General features: G+C 38.8%; 17 protein-coding genes. 8 read left to right on the forward strand and 9 right to left on the reverse strand.

The window, feature by feature from the left end:
• Window positions 1-112 precede the first annotated feature (112 nt).
• The gene (locus ACFSCX_RS10375; RefSeq protein ID WP_377928159.1) at window positions 113-550 is read left to right on the forward strand and encodes a YwpF-like family protein; all 438 of its coding nucleotides are present in this window, start codon (window positions 113-115) and stop codon (window positions 548-550) included.
• Between the two features lie 295 nt (window positions 551-845).
• On the opposite strand, the gene ACFSCX_RS10380 is transcribed toward ACFSCX_RS10375, so the two are convergent.
• From ACFSCX_RS10380 to ACFSCX_RS10395, 4 genes are all read right to left on the reverse strand, one after another.
• Window positions 846-1,193, reverse strand: coding sequence for an SHOCT domain-containing protein (locus ACFSCX_RS10380; RefSeq protein ID WP_377928160.1), 348 nt, complete (start codon window positions 1,191-1,193; stop codon window positions 846-848).
• Window positions 1,194-1,333: 140 nt separating this feature from the next.
• Window positions 1,334-2,062, reverse strand: coding sequence for an amino acid ABC transporter ATP-binding protein (locus ACFSCX_RS10385; RefSeq protein WP_377928161.1), 729 nt, complete (start codon window positions 2,060-2,062; stop codon window positions 1,334-1,336).
• A complete protein-coding gene (locus ACFSCX_RS10390) occupies window positions 2,059-3,510 on the reverse strand; it encodes an amino acid ABC transporter substrate-binding protein/permease (RefSeq protein ID WP_377928162.1) in 1,452 nt (483 codons plus the stop codon). Before ACFSCX_RS10390 ends, ACFSCX_RS10385 begins: the two co-directional genes overlap by 4 nt.
• Window positions 3,511-3,919: 409 nt before the next feature.
• Complete coding sequence (locus tag ACFSCX_RS10395; protein WP_377928163.1) at window positions 3,920-4,900, reverse strand: 2-hydroxyacid dehydrogenase; 981 nt, start codon at window positions 4,898-4,900, stop codon at window positions 3,920-3,922.
• A 143-nt stretch (window positions 4,901-5,043) separates the two neighbouring features.
• Between ACFSCX_RS10395 and ACFSCX_RS10400 the strand changes: the two genes are divergently transcribed.
• The 3 genes from ACFSCX_RS10400 (at window position 5,044) to ACFSCX_RS10410 (ending at window position 8,989) form a co-directional block, all read left to right on the forward strand.
• Window positions 5,044-5,382, forward strand: coding sequence for a DsrE family protein (locus tag ACFSCX_RS10400; protein ID WP_377928164.1), 339 nt, complete (start codon window positions 5,044-5,046; stop codon window positions 5,380-5,382).
• Window positions 5,383-5,633: 251 nt separating this feature from the next.
• The gene (locus ACFSCX_RS10405; protein WP_377928165.1) at window positions 5,634-6,206 is read left to right on the forward strand and encodes a DUF5317 domain-containing protein; all 573 of its coding nucleotides are present in this window, start codon (window positions 5,634-5,636) and stop codon (window positions 6,204-6,206) included.
• Window positions 6,207-7,141: 935 nt separating this feature from the next.
• The gene (locus tag ACFSCX_RS10410; protein WP_377928166.1) at window positions 7,142-8,989 is read left to right on the forward strand and encodes a bifunctional diguanylate cyclase/phosphohydrolase; all 1,848 of its coding nucleotides are present in this window, start codon (window positions 7,142-7,144) and stop codon (window positions 8,987-8,989) included.
• Between the two features lie 736 nt (window positions 8,990-9,725).
• Here the strand turns inward: ACFSCX_RS10410 and ACFSCX_RS10415 are convergent.
• The 5 genes from ACFSCX_RS10415 to ACFSCX_RS10435 all read right to left on the reverse strand — a co-directional run bounded on the left by ACFSCX_RS10415 (window position 9,726) and on the right by ACFSCX_RS10435 (window position 15,388).
• The gene (locus ACFSCX_RS10415) at window positions 9,726-10,253 is read right to left on the reverse strand and encodes a chromate transporter (protein ID WP_377928167.1); all 528 of its coding nucleotides are present in this window, start codon (window positions 10,251-10,253) and stop codon (window positions 9,726-9,728) included.
• Entirely contained in the window at window positions 10,250-10,825 is a 576-nt protein-coding gene (locus ACFSCX_RS10420) for a chromate transporter (RefSeq protein ID WP_377928168.1), read from the reverse strand. The genes ACFSCX_RS10415 and ACFSCX_RS10420 overlap by 4 nt, the downstream gene beginning before the upstream one ends.
• A gap of 52 nt (window positions 10,826-10,877) precedes the next feature.
• Entirely contained in the window at window positions 10,878-12,488 is a 1,611-nt protein-coding gene (ggt, locus tag ACFSCX_RS10425; protein ID WP_377928169.1) for a gamma-glutamyltransferase, read from the reverse strand.
• 189 nt (window positions 12,489-12,677) lie between these two features.
• Window positions 12,678-14,276: a glutathione ABC transporter substrate-binding protein gene (locus tag ACFSCX_RS10430; protein WP_377928170.1), complete on the reverse strand. Its 1,599-nt coding sequence runs from the start codon at window positions 14,274-14,276 to the stop codon at window positions 12,678-12,680.
• Window positions 14,277-14,311: 35 nt separating this feature from the next.
• Window positions 14,312-15,388, reverse strand: a complete 1,077-nt coding sequence (locus tag ACFSCX_RS10435) for a M24 family metallopeptidase (RefSeq protein ID WP_377928171.1) — start codon at window positions 15,386-15,388, stop codon at window positions 14,312-14,314.
• A 189-nt stretch (window positions 15,389-15,577) separates the two neighbouring features.
• On the opposite strand from ACFSCX_RS10435, the gene nikC reads away from it, so the two are divergent.
• The 4 genes from nikC (at window position 15,578) to ACFSCX_RS10455 (ending at window position 19,599) form a co-directional block, all read left to right on the forward strand.
• On the forward strand, window positions 15,578-16,480 hold the full coding sequence (gene nikC, locus ACFSCX_RS10440) for a nickel transporter permease (protein WP_377928172.1): 903 nt from the start codon (window positions 15,578-15,580) through the stop codon (window positions 16,478-16,480).
• 172 nt (window positions 16,481-16,652) lie between these two features.
• A complete protein-coding gene (locus ACFSCX_RS10445; RefSeq protein ID WP_377928173.1) occupies window positions 16,653-17,573 on the forward strand; it encodes an ABC transporter permease in 921 nt (306 codons plus the stop codon).
• A 15-nt stretch (window positions 17,574-17,588) separates the two neighbouring features.
• Entirely contained in the window at window positions 17,589-18,626 is a 1,038-nt protein-coding gene (locus tag ACFSCX_RS10450; protein ID WP_377928174.1) for an ABC transporter ATP-binding protein, read from the forward strand.
• Window positions 18,613-19,599, forward strand: a complete 987-nt coding sequence (locus ACFSCX_RS10455; protein ID WP_377928175.1) for an ABC transporter ATP-binding protein — start codon at window positions 18,613-18,615, stop codon at window positions 19,597-19,599. Before ACFSCX_RS10450 ends, ACFSCX_RS10455 begins: the two co-directional genes overlap by 14 nt.
• Window positions 19,600-19,670: the final 71 nt, after the last annotated feature.

Raw genomic sequence — 19,670 nt, forward strand, 5'->3', positions numbered from 1 at the left:
AATAACTAATTTTTTGTCGAAATTTAGGGGATTTTAAGAACCTGAGTCAACAATTACAGCAGATGGAAAAACATGCTATAATGGTAAAAATGACCTGAGAGAAGGAGGAGCTATGAAAACTTTTAAATTAGTTTCCTTAAAAATTTCACACCCTACCGATGAAGTGAAAGCTCAAGAAATTCATTTACTAGATGGACTTGTTATAAATAAAGAAGACGAAGAAAGACGCTGGTTAATAGAGATCTACGTAGATAAAAGTTACGAGGAACTCTTCTCTACCCTTCAAAGTGCAGATCAAGAAGTAAAGATAGAGGCAACGATTTCACGTAAAGATAACGACCCTGCGACCTTTATCACGACCGTTCGATCAATTAATATGATGGAAGAAAACATGAGTATCCTTTTAAACGCTGTTTTAGTTGGGAAGGCAGATATTTCAGAAGGTGTCCTAACCGATTTAATTGAAGAAGGCTTCCATGGGAATGACCTGTTACAGGAGTTCAAAAAACGCGTTTCTGATAAGAAAACCATTGGTGTACAAACTAAGTAAGGAGTGGGCTATCCACTCCTTTTTATTTTTTTTAGAAAGTAAAAAAGTTTTCAGCAAGAGAATGGACTAGTGACTTGGAATCCAGCTCCAGCACCCAGCCACTTGAGATCAAATAACCCTTAATGAGTAAGAGGGAAAAGCACCCTTTTTCTCATTTAGGAACATTTGCTCTGCCTTAGGCTAAACGGAGCACTTGCACCTTTTGTTTTATCCCTTTAGAATACACCGTTACCAAAGAATGGATAAACTTATTCATCCATTTACTTAAACGCTATTCATTAAGGGACTAATGTATTTACCATTTATTTAATAACTCTTCTTTCTTTCGAGTGTATTCTTCCTCACTAATTATGTTATCTTCCATTAAACGATGTAGTTTGCGAATATCTGCTTCAATATCTTCGGATGTTGTTTTCGTGTTGTTATGTGCTCCAACGTCTACCTGGTAGGATGATACACCTTCTTTAGAAAAAACGTTAACTGCATGATAAATAGTAATAGTAGCTGCCACTAAAGTCCATATTATTCCAAAAATTCCAACTGAAATAAATTGAAAAACCCCGATACATACAAAAATAATACCAATAACCATTCCTAGAACTGAAGAGCTTTTGCTTGGTTTAACACGGTATTGTGGAAACATCCATTGTTAGCCTCCCTCATACTTATAGTAATCTCTAACTGTTTTATTGTATTACTTTTACGTTCAAATCAAAAATTAGTTTCAATTTAAAAGACTTTAAGAGCAAACAAAGAAAGAGCAAGGAATTCCCTTACTCTTTTTTACAATACTTTACTTAAAAACACTTTTGTTCGATTGTTCTGAGGGTTTCCGAATAGTTCTTCTGGTATATTCTGCTCGACAATATAGCCGCCATCCATGAATAGGACTCTGTCCCCTACCTCTTTCGCAAAACCCATCTCATGGGTAACCACGACCATCGTCATACCTTCTTTAGCGAGCTGCTTCATTACCTCTAAAACTTCCCCAACTACCTCTGGGTCAAGGGATGAAGTAGGTTCATCAAATAACATTATTTTTGGATTCATGGCTAATGCTCTTGCAATGGCAACTCTCTGTTTTTGACCACCTGATAGCTCTCCTGGGTAGGAATTTGCTTTTTCTCGTAAGCCTACTTTATCGAGTAAAGCATAAGCGTGTTTCTGTGCCTCCTCATTTGTTTGGTTCAATACTTTCATAGGAGATAGAATGATATTTTCTATCACTGTTTTATGTGGAAATAAATTAAATTGCTGAAACACCATACCAACATTTTGTCTAACGAGGTTTATGTTTACTTTCGTATCTGTAATATCAAACTCATTAACAATCACTTGACCACCTGTAATGTTCTCTAATCTATTCAAACATCGTAAAAACGTACTTTTCCCAGAGCCAGATGGTCCTATTACACAAACAACCTCTCGCTCTTCTACCTCAACGGAGATGTCCTTTAACACTTCCAGATCTCCAAATGATTTCTTGAGATTTTTCACTTGAATGATACTCATCGTACTTGATACCTCTTTTCCACATAATTCGAAAGCAAGGTCAGTCCATAAATTAAGACGAAATACATGACTCCTGCTAACAGCCATAATGTAAAGACGTCATACGTTTTTGCAATGACGACCTCTGTTTTTTGAGTTAGTTCAGCTATCCCGATAACGGAAAGAAGTGAAGTATCCTTTAAACTAATGATTCCTTGGTTTGCAAACGCTGGGAGCATTCTCCTTAGAGCTTGTGGAAGTATGACATACCTCATCGTTTGTCCACCTGTTAATCCGAGAGAGCGCGCTGCCTCGGTTTGTCCTTTATCAATGGATTGTATACCAGCTCGAATAATTTCAGCGATGTACGCTCCGGCATTCACACTAACTGCAATGACACCAGCTGTAATCGGCTCCATCGAAATCCAGGAAAAAGATGTGAGTCCAAAGTAAATAAAGTAGAGTTGAACGAGTATTGGGGTTCCCCGTATGGCATTAATAAAAATGGTACCGATCCATTGTAGTAATTTAATAGAAGATAAGCGGAATAAGGCAATGATTAATCCAATAAAGAAACCGATTGTTAAGGCGAGAACTGTTATGATAATGGTTATTTTTAAGCCTTCTAAGAGAAACGGAAAGGCATAGGCGATATTTTCCATCAAATTCACATCCTTTAAAGAAGAAGCGCGCTCAATTAGGCGCGCTTCTTCTTTAAAGGATAAATATGTGTTTAGTATCTCATCGTACTTTCCACTATCACGAAGGTTTTGTAATCCATCATTTATTTTCTCAAGTAGATCTTGATTTTCTCCTTTTTTAACAGCAATTCCGTATTGGTCACCATTTAAACGCTCACCTACAATTTTTAAGCCAAGACTTTCATTTTGACCAATCGCATAGGCGACAACTGGATAATCTTCAATGAGCACGTCGGCATTTCCATTTGCGACTTCTTGGAACATCGACGGACTATCATCAAATAAGCGAACCTCAGCATTGTACTCAGCCGCTAATTCATCTGCTTTGTCAGCACCTGTCGTTCCTTTCTTTACAGCAATCAATTTCCCTGATAAATCCTCAGGACTTGTAATATCACTGTTATCAGCTGCTACTACAAGGGTTAAGCCCGCATCAAAATATGGATTAGAAAAGTCTACCTTTTCTTTTCGGTCCTCTGTAATACTCATTCCTGCAATAGCAACATCAAGATTATCTGATAGCAAGGCTGGAATAATTCCCTTGAAATCCATTGGCTTGATTTCAATTTCGAGTCCTTGATCTTCAGCAATTGCATGGATTAAATCAATATCAATTCCTTTGTACTCTCCATCTTCCTCAAATTCAAAGGGTGGGTAAGTAGTGTCAACCCCAACTATGTACGTCTTGTCAGAGTTTCCCGAACTGCCGCAGGCGGATAAGAGTAGCGACAAAATGGCGATAATACTAAGCAAATACCATTTTTTCATATGATCTTTCCCCTTTCGTAGTTTCGTTATTTTATGGTGTTTATGGTTGTCACAATAATATTGATATTACGATACACGAAGCAATATGAGTGTTTTTATTGACTGACACTCTTAATGGCTATGAAAGGCGAGAGAAAATTATGAGGAATTTTTTATGAAGAACAAAAGGTGCAAGCGCCCATTTAGACTAAGGCAGAGCAAAGGTTCTGTCATGAAAAAAGGTGGTCTTCCCTTTAATTCATGACAGGTTATTTGACCTAGAGTGGCTGGGTGCTGGAGCTGGATTTAGCAGTAACTTTTTATAAACTAAACACCAGAAACGTATACTTTCTTAACATATGAGAAAAGAAGGGCTTGTCCCCCACCTTGTAGAGGACAAGCCCTTCTTTTCATATTTGTATAATTTTTTTTAGTTTTCAACCAATTCACGGTTCACGAGACAAGCTGGAATTTGCCCATTTAATCCTTGAATGAGGTTAGTTGCTGCTACTTCTGCCATTTTTATTCTTGTTGAAATACTCGCGGATCCGATATGAGGGAGTACTATGACATTTGGTAATGTAAGTAATGGATGATTTAATGGTACCGGTTCATGCTCAAATACATCTAGCCCTGCCCCCCATATTTGACGATTATGTAATGCATCATATAAGTCTTGCTCGTTTACCATTCCGCCTCTTGCAACATTAATTAAAATCGCAGATGATTTCATTAAGTCTAACTCACGTCTTGCAATTAAATTTCTGGTTTGTTCTGTAAAAGGAGCTAGCAGAACAACATAGTCTGATTGAGCCAATAATGTATCCAGATCAACGTATGAAGCACCTAGCGTTTCTTCGGCTTCAATTTTTCTAGTTCGATTATGATAGAGAATATTCATATTGAACCCCATTGCACGTCTAGCTACTGCTTCTCCAATCCGACCCATTCCGATAATTCCAATTGTGGCTCCATATACATCCTGACCTGTTAACAGCATAGGAGACCAAGACTTCCACTCTCCGGTACGAACGAATTCTGAAGCCTCTGGAATTCGTCTTGCTGTAGCCATTAATAACGAAAAGGTTAAATCAGCGGTTGCCTCTGTTAATACACCTGGAGTATTGGTAACCATAATACCTTTTTCAGTCGCTGCTTTGATATCAATATTATTAAAACCTACTGCTAAATTACTGATAACCTTTAACTTGTTACCTTTTTCGATTAGGCTTTCGTCAATGCTATCTGTCAGCATACTGAAAAGACCATCGACCGTTGCTATTTTTTCCTCCAGCACCTCTTTTGGTACTGGAATGTCTTCTTCGTCCCACATCGTGACATTACATTCATTCTTTAATAGTTGAAGTGCGTTGTCAGGTATTTTTCTGGTGATATATATACTAGGTTTCATTTTATAACTTCCTCTCAATTAATTTCCTACTCTATTGTAAAACAATCTGGGTCTGAAACAAAAACTTTCTATTTTACTTTTTTCATTAATCCTATTTAATCTATATAGTAGAGAAAATACATTCAAGAAAGAAGGAGTATGATATGAACAACAAAGTAATTCTAGTTAGTTCTGATCAACTTGGCAAAGGAGATTCGCAGTTAGGAGAAGGAGTACTTGAGACGTTCTTTACTCTGCTCAAGCAACGTGCAGATAAACCAGCTGCCATTTTCCTCATGAACAGCGGCGTGTTCACTTGTACAGAGCATTCATTAGTTTCAGTTCATTTAGTAGAGCTTGAAAAAGCTGGGATTCCGGTTCTTGCTTGTAAAACATGTGTTGACTATTACGAGCTTAGTGACAAGCTTGTAGCAGGAGAAATTAGTAGTATGACCCATTTTATCGAATTAGCCAGTCAATTTGAAGTATTGACAATCTCATAGCATTACCTAGACCCGCATCCCAAAAGGTGCGGTCTTTTTTATAGATTCCAAGTACTATTCAAGAAAAAGTGCGTAATACTTTAGAACTATTATTCTCTATTGAATTGTAGGAAAATTTAATCAATTTTGCGAAATCCCTAGATATACACTAAATGATTTACATTTTATGGCGATAAATGATTTGTATTCGTTTACATTTTGGTAGAAATATTTAATAAAAACATACCTAACATATACTGGAGGACAACCAAGTGGTCTATGACGGAATTATTTTATCAATTATTATTGCACTGTTTCGTGGTGGGAATTTCAAAGGAATTGCAGAGTTAAAGTTTAAAATGGGGTGGGTTTTTCCTGCACTACTCGGATTCCAACTCATCATCTTCTACTTTCAAAACAAAATTGAGTGGGTCGGTATCGTGAGTAACTATGCCTTTATGGCCGTTTACGTAATAGGACTATATTTTTTATGGCTCAATCGCCATCATTCTAGCTTCATGGTCATTTTTATTGGTGTGCTTCTTAATTTTATCGTAATGGCAGTCAACGGAGGAAGAATGCCTGTTTCAGTAGAGGCAGCTTCATTTATAGATCCATATTATTTAGAAGCCATGAAAGAGGGCTTATATGCAAAGCATGCCATGATTACAGATTCAACTATCCTTTCATTCTTAGGTGATATCATTCCTCTTACGGCACCTTATCCTCGTGAGCAGGTTATCAGTATTGGCGATGTCATTATGAATGTCGGGATCTTCATCTTTATACAAAAGCTAATGGTCAACAAGAAGATGAAAGAAAACAATGTGGCTACAAGTCACTAGAACAGGAGGTGAAAAATCGTGAAGGCTAGTAAGAAAAATATCCTACTTAATCTATTAGTGATTGGCTCTGCTATCGTTGCGTTAACTTCTGGTTGGAAATTTGGTGGGTGATTCTAAAAAAAATCGTTTAAAAGGAGGGATTCTCATGAAAGCTTCTACGAAAAATATTCTACTTAATCTGTTAGTGATTGGCTCTGCTATCGTTGCGTTAACTTCTGGTTGGAAATTTGGTGGGTGATTTTAAAAAAATCGTTTGAAAGGAGGGATTCTCATGAAAGCTTCTACGAAAAATATCCTACTTAATCTGTTAGTGATTGGCTCTGCTATCGTTGCGTTAACTTCTGGCTGGAAATTTGGTGGGTGATTCTAAAAAAATCGTTTAAAAGGAGGGATTCTCATGAAAGCTTCTACGAAAAATATCCTACTTAATCTGTTAGTTATTGGATCAGCTATCGTTGCGTTAACTTCTGGTTGGAAATTTGGCGGGTGATACTAAAAAAATCGTTTGAAAGGAGGGATTCTCATGAAAGCTTCTACGAAAAATATCCTACTTAATCTGTTAGTGATTGGATCAGCTATCGTTGCGTTAACTTCTGGCTGGAAATTTGGTGGGTGATTTTAAAAAAAACGTTTAAAAGGAGGGTTCTCATGAAAGCTTCTACGAAAAATATAATACTTAATCTGTTAGTGATTGGCTCTGCTATCGTTGCGTTAACTTCTGGTTGGAAATTTGGTGGGTGATGGTAAAAATTTACTCATATAAAATGGAGGAAAATGTAATGAAGAGTACTATAAAAAATGCTATTATAAATCTATTAGTAATTGGCTCTGTTATTGTTTCCCTAACATCTGGATGGAAGTTCGGAGGGTAACGATAGCAATAAACGAAGAGAGGACCATTCCTCTCTTATTTCATTTTAGCGAGCGTGATCAGAATGTCTATCAAGAATCAAGTAAATCATATTTATGCTGGAAGCGTTTGTATAACCGGAATCATATTATTTTTTCTCCATACTCAATTACAGGTTGAGGAGCTTTCAAGCTGGGTTCTTATTTATGTTTTAACTGGCGCTGTCCTACTGTTAAATCATTTTAATATTATTCTTCCATTTTCTGGGGATTTCATCTCAATGGATTCGGCCATTTATTTAGCTTGTATTTTTACATTTGGGTTTGAGTTTCCCTTGCTCGTTTTATTTTTCAGTAGCATTGCCTATGCCTTTATCAATATTCGAATTGCATGGTGGAAGCATATTTTCAACTTTGCCAATTACTCCATAATGATCATAGCTACCTATTATGTGTTTACATTCTCAGGTGGACAACCTGGGGCGATTGAATTTACTAGTATTGTCCCTTATATTCTTTCTCTTACCGTGTATTTTTTCTTAAACATATTTATTATGTGGTTCTATTTCTATCTATCCGGAAGTCAGTCCGTTCTGGATATGGTGAAAGAAGCGATACGCAAGGAAATATTAAAAGAATTTTTTACAGGGTATTTAAGTACACTTGTTCTTTCACTAGTTTTAACTATTTTAATCAATACAGCACCGATTTTTGGTCTCTTTCTATTTATCGTTTTATCCATCATCCTATCCTTCGCTTTCAGAAAGTTTTTCTCTCTTTACAAGGATGAAGAGGAAAAGGCTAACAAAGATTTCTTAACCGGCCTTTACAATCATGGATACTTTAAATTAAAGCTGGATGATATGCTTTCGAAAAATGAGGAGGGTTCAACCTTTACAGTTGCTCTTCTTGATATAGATGATTTTAAAAAATACAATGATCAAAACGGCCATTTACAGGGGGATGAGCTCCTTAAGTTCTTCGGCCATTATTTAGAAGATAAAATGAAAAGTACTGCATACCTCGCAGCAAGATATGGAGGCGAGGAATTTGGTGTTATTTTTCCAAAATCCACAAAAAGTGATGCTTATATGTTTTTAAATACAATTCGTAAAGAACTTAACGATACGGTCTTCAAGGGAGTTGATGACCTACCACTTGGGTGTATTTCATTTTCAGCAGGCGTTATTGAATATGAAAAAGGCACTTACGGCTCATCGGAACTGTTGTCAAAAGCGGATAAGGCTCTTTATTTTGCAAAAGCACAAGGGAAAAACAATGTTCAAGTATATTTAGAAGGAAATAATCTATACGACGATGAGATGTTAATCTTTAAAGAAGTTGATGCCTTAGAGCAACAGCTTCAAATCTTTTTATCAAAAGATATTTATACGTATCAACATAGTAAGCGTGTTTTTAAATATGCAGCAGACTTTAGTGAGAAATTAGCTTTAAGTAATGTCGAAAAAAGAATCTTAATTCTTGGTGCCCTCATCCATGATATTGGAAAGCTTGAAATTCCGCGAGATGTAATAAATAAAAAAGGAAAGCTAGAGCTGCATGAGTGGGAAATGATGAAGCGCCATGTTACGTATGGCAAAGAAATAATCTCATCTATAAAAAAATATGATGAATTACTTCCACTAATTGAATTACACCATGAGCGCTATGATGGTATGGGGTATCCATATGGATTAAAAGGAAACAATATCCCAAAGCTTGCCCGAATTCTTTGTATAATTGATTCGTTTGATGCTATGACTACTGAGCGGCCCTATCAAAAAATTAAGACGTTCTCTCAAGGAATTGTGGAATTAAGAAAATGCGCAGGGCAACAATTCGATTCTGCATACATTGAACCATTTATCGAAATGATTCAGGAAAACTATAAAGATCGTATTGCTAGTGAACAACAAATGATTGGTACGACGTAAGGAGAAGCGAACAACAGCTTCTCCTTTTTTGTTTGTCATACATTAGATAGCAGTGAGTACGCAAAACGAAAAATGAGGGAAGTAAAACTCACAATGGGGTAAGTAAAAGGCGGACGGGGTAAGTAAATTAGAAAATGGAGTAAGTAATACGCCGATCGGGGTAAGTAAACGAATGTAAAGGTAAGTAAACAGGCAATCGAGGTAAGTAAATTAGAAAATGGGGTAAGTAATATGCCGATCGGGGTAAGTAAACGAATGTAAAGGTAAGTAAACAGGCATTCGAGGTAAGTAAATTAGAAATTGGGGTAAGTAATATGCCGATCGGGGTAAGTAAACGATTGCAAAGGTAAGTAAACAGGCAATCGAGGTAAGTAAATTAGAAAATGGGGTAAGTAATACGCCGATCGGGATAAGTAAACGAATGCAAGGGTAAGTAAACAGGCAATCGAGGTAAGTAAATTAGAAGAATAGAGGGATGGATACGATGATTATCCCCTCACCAATGTGGAAAAGATAAAAATACAGTTATACGGTAGAGCAAGGACCTAGCTATGTCTATCCAAACATTATTTAAACCATTATAAAAGACACGATTACACCTCTTTTTTTAAAATTGTAGATTAAAAAAACACGTTTATAGAGAAGTTAATAAACATGTAGGTTCGCTGTGCGTGGAAATGTAACGATCACCATTAAAAAATAACGGGAAGATGAGTATGTTCATCTTCCCGTTATTTTATAGAAATAGTGCTCCATACCCTAACGCACCAACAATTACAAAAGCTGGATGGACTTTGAACCGTTCAAGTAATAGAAAGCTAACTACAATAAGAATCAAGGTTTGCCATATTCCAGTGTCGATATAGGCGGTTGAAAAGAAACTAAATGTCATCACACCTAATAATACGGCGATCGTAGGTCTGACGTAATTTGATAGCCTCTTAACCTTTGGGGAGTCCTTAAACTTATAGAGAAGTCCTAAAAGGGCAATCATCAAAATGAGGGATGGAGCGACAGTAGCGAAAATTCCAACGGCTGCACCAAGTATGCCTCCCTGTTGAAAACCAATATATCCAGCCATTTTGGTGGCGATTGGTCCTGGTAATGCATTACCTAATGCTAGCACTTCACTAAATTCAGAAACAGTTAACCAACCATAGCGATCCACGACTTCATTTTCAACAAGTGGGATCGATGCCGGTCCCCCGCCGTAGCCAAGAATACCTGGTATGAAAAAGGCGAGGAAGATTTGCCAGTAAATCACATTCCAACACCTCTCTCCACGTTTTGCTCTTGGCTAGCTTTTTCGTCTCTTTTCACAAGGGCGAAAACAAGAATTCCACCAATTAATAGAGCTGGGTGTAAGCCAACGAATTGTAAAAGAATTATACTTCCAATGATGACAGCCATAGCCGTTTTTAACCCAAGCGTATCTTTTGATTTCTTAAAGAAATCCCATGTTAACGTAGCAAGCATTACACCTACAACCGGTACAACCGCTTTAGTCATACCCATTACCCACGGCTGATTCTTAATAGATGAGAGAAATGTTAAAAGAACAATCATTAAAATGATGGTCGGGATGATCGTTGCAAGTACTGCATTAATCATCCCAACCGTGCCACCAACTCGGTAACCGATGTAGCCTGCCATTTTCGTTGCAATGGGACCTGGTAACGTATTACCTAATGCAAGCACATCCGAAAATTCATCTTCATTCATCCATTTATACTTATCAACGACTTCCTTATGGACAAGTGGGATTGAGGCTGGTCCTCCTCCGTACCCGAGCATTCCGACCCGAAAAAATGCTAAAAATAAATCAAGTTGTTTCATTCTGTTCATTCCCTTTTGAAGGTGTTTTTTCTCGGTTCTTCACATCAATCTATTAATAGGAAGCAATCGAACCATCCGTACGAGATTCCGTCCCACCAAATAATACACCTGTTATTGGATCTCGCCAAATGATCTGGCCTCGACCAAAGCCTCCAGTATCTAGCGCTACATCAATTTGGTGACCCCTACGTGCTAATGCCTGTGCAATATGGTTTGGGAAATTTGGTTCTACCGAAACCTTCTTCCCTTCCATCCACTGCCATCTAGGGGCATCAAGAGCTGCTTGTGGATTTAAATGGAAATCTACCGTGTTCATTACAACCTGTGCGTGGCCCTGTGGCTGCATATATCCACCCATCACGCCAAATGGTCCAACCGCTTCATGATCCTTTGTTAAGAATCCAGGGATAATAGTATGATATGTTTTCTTTCCTGGTTGTAGTGCGTTATCATGCTCTGGATCAAGTGAGAAATCAGCTCCACGGTTTTGCAGGGCGATACCCGTTCCAGGTACAACAATACCCGATCCAAATCCCATATAGTTACTCTGAATAAAGGACACCATGTTTCCTTCACCATCAGCTGTTGCTAAGTAAACCGTGCCACCCGAAGGAGGTGTTCCTGGTTCAGGAGTTAATGCTTCATCTCCGATTAAGCTTCTTCTTTCAGCAGCAAACTCTTCTGATAGTAACTGAGCAGAAGTAACAGACATTTTCTCCGGATCAGTTACATACTTCTTACCGTCTGCAAAGGCTAATTTCATTGCTTCAATTTGTTTGTGGTATGTATCCACGGATTCCTTCTCAGATAAATCGAAGCCTTTCATCATATTCAAAGCCATTAATGCAACAATCCCTTGACCATTCGGTGGAATTTCCCATACATCATAGCCGCGGTAATTCACCTTAATCGGCTGTACCCACTCCGGTTTATAGGCAGCTAAATCCTCTGCAGTAAGGAAGCCACCGTGCTCTTTTGAAAATGAGCCTATTTTCTCCGCAAGCTCTCCTCGATAAAAGCTTTCTGCCTCTGTGTCTGCAATAGAGCGAAGTGTGCTCGCATGACCTTCTGATCGCCACATCTCTCCTACGCTTGGAGCCTTCCCTTCAGGAGCAAATGTGTCAAACCAGCCCTTGTACTCATCACCTTTAAATAGCTCCTTATATTTTTTATACGCTCCAGTCCAATATTTTGCCAAAATGGGTGAAAGCGGATAGCCTTTTTCTGCATATTCGATTGCAGGCTTAAGAACCTCTGTTAGTGGTAGCTTTCCAAATCTCTTTGACAACGCTGCCCATGCTGCTGGCGCCCCCGGAACCGTTACTGGGGTCAGACCAAATGTCGGCATTTTATCATGTCCTTTTTCTTTTACTGCATCAATTGAAATACTCTTTGGTGCAGGACCACTTGCATTAAGCCCGTGCAATTCCCCCTTCGTCCAAACAAGGGCAAAAGCATCTCCTCCAATACCATTGGAAGTAGGCTCTACTACAGTTAGACAAGCAGCCGTAGCAATGGCTGCATCTATTGCATTCCCGCCTTTTTTCAAAATATCTAAACCCGCTTGAGCGGCTAATGGCTGTGATGTAGCTACCATCCCGTTTCTAGCAATCGTAGCCATTCTTTGTGAAGCATATGGATAATTCAAATAATCAAAGTTCATATAAGCCTCTCTCCTTCCAAATTTCCCCTTCAAAAAATCGTTGAAGCTAGTCTCTCTACTAATAATAAAAGATACTAACCTATGTTTCTACTATTATCAAAAAATACTGAAAATAGGCATTTAATAAAAGTAAGCCTTTTCTCCCAAAAGGGATGAAGAGGCTTACCTATAACTAAAGGGGATAGTTACCTATTTAATTGTTACATCGTTAATCATGTATGATCCAGCAGGATGCATCCAATAGCCTTCAACATTCTTGCCTAGTGCTACTACATCTTCATCGTTACGCAAGAATACCATTGGCGCTTCTTCCATTTCAATTTCTTGTGCTTCCTTATAATAGGCTAAGCGCTTCTCTGGATCTGACTCTTGTCTTCCAAGATCAATTAGTTCATCTACACGAGGGTTACTGTAGAATGAGCGGTTACCCACTTCACCTTGTGCCTCAGTGTGGAATAAGAAATATTGGTTATAATCGGCATCACCTGTCATGTTAGACCAGCCAAGGATAAACATATCATGCTCACCATTTGAAGTAGCTTCTAAGTAAGCACCCCATTCAACCACTTTAATTTCTACTTCAACACCAATTCCTTTTAGTTGAGACTGTACAACTTCAGCTACGTCCATACGCGCTTTATTGTCATTTGTCCAAATCGTTGTTTTAAAGCCATTTTCAAATCCAGCTTCTTTTAAAAGCTTTTTCGCTTCCTCTATATCATAGCCCCATCCTTCTAAATCTGGATTATGACCCCAAACGCCAGGTCCCATTGGAGCTGTTGCTGGTGTACCTACATTATTATAAACACCTTGTAAAATCATATCTGTATCAATCGCTAAGTTGATTGCTTGACGTACACGAACATCATCAAACGGCTCTTTCTGTAAGTTAAATCCAATGTAATCAATACCTAAGGCAGGATTACGATAAAGCTTCATCGTTGAGCTTGCTTCGATCCGTTCAATCTCTGTAACTGGAACCGGCTCTGCAATATGAGCTTCTCCTGTTTCAACCATCGCAATTCTTGTTGCGTCTTCTGGAACAACCTTAAAGACAACACTATCTACCTTTGGTATGTCGCCCCAGTAATCCTTGTTCGTTACTAATCGGATTTCTGCTCCTGGAGTCCAAGAGTCAAATTTAAATGGACCCGTACCCGCTGGGTTTTGGTTTAAGTCATCACCATTTTCTGCAATGGCTTTTGGACTAATAATTCCGCCAGAATAGTGAGCAAAATTAGCTAGTAATGGAGCAAATGGATATTCTGTTACGAATTGGATCGTAAATTCATCCACTACCTTAATTTCACTAATCATTTTAAATAAGCTAGCACGTGGTGAAGCTAATTCGGGGTCAAGAACACGTTCAATCGACTTTTTAACCGCCTCAGCATTGAATGGCTCTCCATCATGGAATGTAACGCCTTCACGAAGCTTAAACTCCCACGTTAAGTCATCAAGTTTTGTCCATTCTGTTGCAAGTGCTGGCTGAATATCCATGTTCTCATCTTGAACGACGAGATTATCGAAAATCTTACCATAGACATTCGCAGACGGTACATCTGTCCCTTTATGCGGGTCTAGCTGTGTTGCATCAGAAAGAACGGCAATGATTAATTCCCCGCCACCTTCTCCTGAAGAAGAATTATCCTTTGAATCATTTTCACTACTACCTCCAGCACTATTACTAGTTCCATCCGTGGATGGAGCACTTGTACAGCCAGTGAGCGCTGTTCCAATTACGAACAACATTGCCAAAAAGATAAAATAGAATTTTTTATTTTTCATCTCTTCTAATCTCCTTTTCAATTTAATTGAATCGTTTATACAGATAGAACCTGCAAATCCTTCGTAGCCTTTGTTAAGTTACGGTAGCCATCTTCTGTAATAACGACAAAATCCTCAATTCTTACCCCGCCAAACCCCGGAATATAAATGCCGGGTTCAACTGTCATAACCATGCCTGGCTGCAAGATTGTGTGGTCGGTATGACGCATAGCAGGTTTTTCATGTACAGCTAATCCAATGGAATGACCTAGGCTATGTCCAAAGTTATCACCGTATCCAGCGTCTCGAATGATGGATCTTGCTACTTCATCTAATTCTGAACAAACCTTTCCAGGTCCAATCGCATCTAGGGCAGCCAATTGTGCTCGATGAACGATTCCATAGATTTCAAGCTGCTTCATTGAGGGTTCTCCAACTACTACTGTTCTAGTAAAGTCAGAATAATAACCTCTAACCTTTGCACCAATATCCATTTTTACAAAGTCACCAACTTGAATAACTCGATCTGTTGCTTGACCGTGTGGTAAAGAAGACCTTTCACCAGATGCAATAACATGGTTCGCTTTAATTCCCTCTGCTCCGGCCTTTCTCATGAAAAACTCAAGTTCAAGCCCTACTTCTTTTTCTGTCATTCCTGGTTTTATAAATGTAAGGATGTGCTCAAATGCCCCATCACAATATGAAACAGCTTCTTCTAAGTACCTAATTTCTTCGTCATCTTTAATCATTCGAATGTCATAAAAAATGGAGTCTACTGTTTCAAATTGTACATTACCTAATAGATCCCTTAAAGATAGGTAATCTTCTGCAGATATAAACTCATATTCTAGTCCAAGTTTATTTACATGTAAGTTCTCTGCTAATTGTTTCACATGTCCAAACAAATCTCGATTATGGTCTATCACTTCGTATAGGTTAGCATCTTCTTTTGCTTGGTCTACATAGCGAAAGTCTGTTAGCAGCATTGCCTTTTCAGCTGTGATAAATAAATTCCCAGCTGACCCGCGAAAATTTGAAAAGTAATAACGGTTTTCTATGGAAGAAACAAATACAGCATCTAATCCACACTCTTTCATTTTTGTGCGGAGCTTTTCTATTCTACTTTGCTGCATCCTTTCCATCACCCCCTTTTATGAAAAGCCAATATCATGTGAATCACTAACTTGTTCTCATTATAAGAAAATTTAGAATACATTGTTTTCATTATTTTGACTTCGATTTGTAATATTTTTACTTAATTGTAAAACTAATTTAAAAAGTAGCTATTTTCTGATAATTTATTTAAAAAGGGGGCGTATACAATGAATCAATCTGTTGTAAATGTAAATCAAAATAACATCAGTCCCAAAATAACAAATCCACGTTGGGAACGATGGAAAGCTTTCTATAAACAAATGAAGAAAAATAAAATGGCGATGGTCGGAGGCTACATCATTCTCTTCTATATACTAGTAGCACTCTTTGGTCCACTTTTCGCACCCCATGATCCGCTCGAAATTGATTTACTGAATAAGCTTCAGCCTCCATCCATTGAACATTGGATGGGAACGGATGACAAAGGAAGAGATGTTCTTAGCCGGGTCATTTACGGTTCACAGCTATCTTTAACAGTGGGAGTTGTTTCCGTATTAATTGGTGCCTTTTTTGGAATTATGCTTGGGCTCATTTCAGGCTATTACGGAAAATGGATTGATACGGTCATTATGAGAATTATCGACATATTGTTAGCTTTCCCAGGTCTTTTACTTGCATTGGCTATAGTTAGTGCATTAGGACCAAGTCTGATTAACGTAATGCTAGCTGTTGGTATCTTTTCTATCCCTACCTTTGCTCGTATTGTTAGAGGATCTACACTTGCAACCAAAAAGCTTGAATATATTGATGCGATAAGAGCACTCGGTGCAAGCGATGCAAAAATTATTTTTGTTCATATATTACCGAACATTTTATCGCCAATTATTGTACAAGGTACTTTACGTTTAGCTACTGCCATTTTAACTGCAGCAGGACTTTCCTTCTTAGGAATGGGTGCTCAGCCTCCTTCACCTGAATGGGGAGCCATGCTAAGCAGTGGTCGTAACTTCCTTTGGAATGCACCACACATGGCAACCTTCCCTGGTCTTGCGATCGCTATTATCGTTATGGGACTGAACCTATTCGGTGACGGACTACGAGATGCACTTGACCCTAGAATGAAAAAATAAAAGTGGAAGTGGTCTAGGTAGTCTCAGGCAAGCAAATGTTCTTCAATCGAGAAAAGGATGATCTTTCCCTTTTATTCACTTCAGGTAACCCCAGGCGGACTTGCCACTGGAGCTAGATACAAAGCCTATGTAAAAACATACTCAAGACTTTTAATAATAAAGGAGTGATCACATGTTTATCTTCATATTAAGACGGATATTGCAAATGATTCCTGTTCTTCTCGGAGTTATCCTTGTTGTCTTTTTAATTATGCAAATGGTTCCCGGTGATGCTGCCGTTTTATTAGCAGGTGAAAGTGCAACAAAAGAACAGGTTGAAGAGGTCCGTAGACAGCTTGGGCTTGATCAACCGATTTATGTTCAATATTTTACGTATCTTGGTGATGTGCTGAAAGGTGATCTTGGGGAATCCGTTCGTTCAAACCGGCCCGTTCTTGATGAAATAATGGTTCGGCTACCTGTCACATTTGAACTCGCCTTCTGGAGTATTCTTGTAACCATTTTCTTAGGTTTATTAGCAGGAATTATTTCAGCAACCAAGCAATATTCCTTATCAGATATTTCTTTAATGGTTGTAGCCCTTCTTGGGGTATCACTTCCCAATTTTTGGCTTGGATTAATGTTAATTCTTTACTTCGGGGTAAAAATTCAAATCTTCCCGGTAGCCGGATGGGGTACGTTCATGCATGTCATTTTGCCAGCTTTAACACTTGGAACTGGTGGTGCAGCTATTGTAGCCCGTATGACCCGCTCTAGTATGTTAGAGGTCATTCGCCAGGACTATATTCGAACAGCGAAAGCAAAAGGAGTAAAAGATCAAATCATCATTTATAAACATGCGTTAAAAAATGCCATGATCCCAGTCATTACAGTCGTTGGATTACAATTTGGTGCCCTTCTTGGTGGTACGGTGTTAACAGAAACGGTATTTGCGATAAATGGGCTTGGCCGTTTTATCATTGATTCGATTAGAATGAGAGATTTACCGTCTGTTCAAGGCTCGATTTTAGTTGTATCTATTATTTTCGTTGTCGTCAATATGCTCGTCGACATCTCGTACCGGTTATTCAATAAACGTGTGGACTTAAATTAAAGAGAGGTGATCACGATGACACAAAACCGAGACGTTATTTTAGAAGTCAAAAATTTACAAACCCATTTTACAACTGACGACGGTGTCGTGAAAGCCGTTGATGGAGTTGATTTCAAAGTAGAGAGAGGACAAACGTTAGGTATTGTAGGAGAATCAGGCTGTGGGAAAAGTATTACTTCCCTTTCCATTATGAGGCTCATCTCAAGCCCGCCTGGGAAAATTGCTGGTGGTGAGGTGATCTTTAAAGGGGATAATCTGTTGGATTACTCGGAAGAAAAAATGCGGAGTATTCGTGGGAACGAAATCTCGATGATTTTCCAGGAGCCGATGACTTCCCTTAACCCGGTCTACTGCGTTGGAGAACAAATTGCCGAAGCAATCCGTATCCATCAAAAGCTAAATCGTAAAAAGGCTTGGGATAAGGCGGTTGAAATGCTTAAGCTTGTTGGAATCCCTTCTCCAGAAAAGAGAGCGAAACAAGAACCACACGAATTAAGTGGGGGGATGAGACAAAGGGTTATGATTGCAATGGCGCTTGCCTGTAATCCGGCGTTACTAATTGCCGATGAACCGACAACAGCCCTTGATGTAACGATCCAGGCACAAATTTTAGATTTGTTAAAAAAGCTGCAAGACGATTTTGGCTCGGCTGTTATTATGATTACGCATGATCTTGGGGTTGTGGCTGAAACGTGTGATATGGTTGCAGTTATGTATGCTGGAAAAGTTGTAGAATATACGGATGTTGATTCTTTATTCGAACGACCAAAGCACCCTTACACAGAGGGCTTATTAAATTCAATTCCTCGTGTCCATGAAGATTTAGAGGAACTACAAACCATTAAAGGAAGTGTACCTAGCCCAACAAACATGCCGGCTGGCTGCCGCTTTGCCCCTCGTTGTCCTTATGCAACAGAGCTATGTCATAACTCTTTGCCAGAGCTTGTGTCGCTTGATGAAACAGCGCAGGTTCGCTGCTGGATCTATACAGATGAATGGAAAGGTGATAAACCAAATGTCGGAAAGGGGGCTGAATCTAATGTCAGTGCTTAAAACAAAGAAGAAAACACTTTTAGAAGTCAAAGATTTAAAGCAATACTTTCCGATAAAAGGTGGGTTATTTGGCCGGACCGTGAATCATGTAAAAGCGGTTGACGGTGTAAGCTTTGATATATACGAAGGTGAAACGGTAAGCATCGTTGGTGAATCCGGCTGCGGAAAGTCAACAACAGGAAGAGCGATTTTGAGGCTAGATGAACCAACTGGTGGGGAAATTCGGTTTCAAGGTGATGACCTACTAAGTTTGAATAAACGCCAAATGAGGGAGAAGCGAAAGGATCTTCAGGTTATTTTCCAAGATCCATACGCATCTTTAAATCCCCGTCAAACAGTCGGACGAATCATTGAAGAGGCAATGGAGATTTTAAATACAGTTCCTAAAAAGGACCGAACCAATCGTACAATCGAACTGTTGGAGCAGGTTGGCTTACGTGGGGATATGATTAATCGTTATCCACATGAATTTAGTGGCGGGCAACGTCAGCGGATCGGAATAGCCCGTGCTCTTGCGGTAAATCCTAAATTATTAATCTGTGATGAAGCGGTATCTGCACTTGATGTATCTGTCCAAGCACAGGTATTAAATCTCCTAAAGAAGTTGCAGAAGGAATATCAATTAACCTATTTATTTATTTCTCATGACCTTGGTGTTGTTCGCCACATATCAGACCGAGTGATCGTGATGTACTTAGGAAATATCGTTGAAATTGCCAATAAAAAGAGTTTATTCGATAATCCTCAGCATCCCTATACGAGGGCATTGCTATCGGCTATTCCAGAACCAACTAGAAAGAATCGGCGTGAAAGAATGATCCTAACAGGAGATGTCCCTTCACCGATTAATCCGCCGAGTGGATGCCGTTTCCATACACGCTGTCCGATGGCAACCGATGCATGCCGAACAAATGACCAGCAATTGCGTGAAGTGGAGCCGGGACATTTTGTCGCATGTCACTTAATCCAATAATTAAAGAAATGTGTCACTTAATGAGGTGTTAAGTGACACATTTTTATATTGCTGATGCGCATTTTGGTATA

Source organism: Bacillus salitolerans, assembly GCF_042680805.1.
GTDB lineage: Bacteria > Bacillota > Bacilli > Bacillales > SA4 > Bacillus_CJ > Bacillus_CJ salitolerans.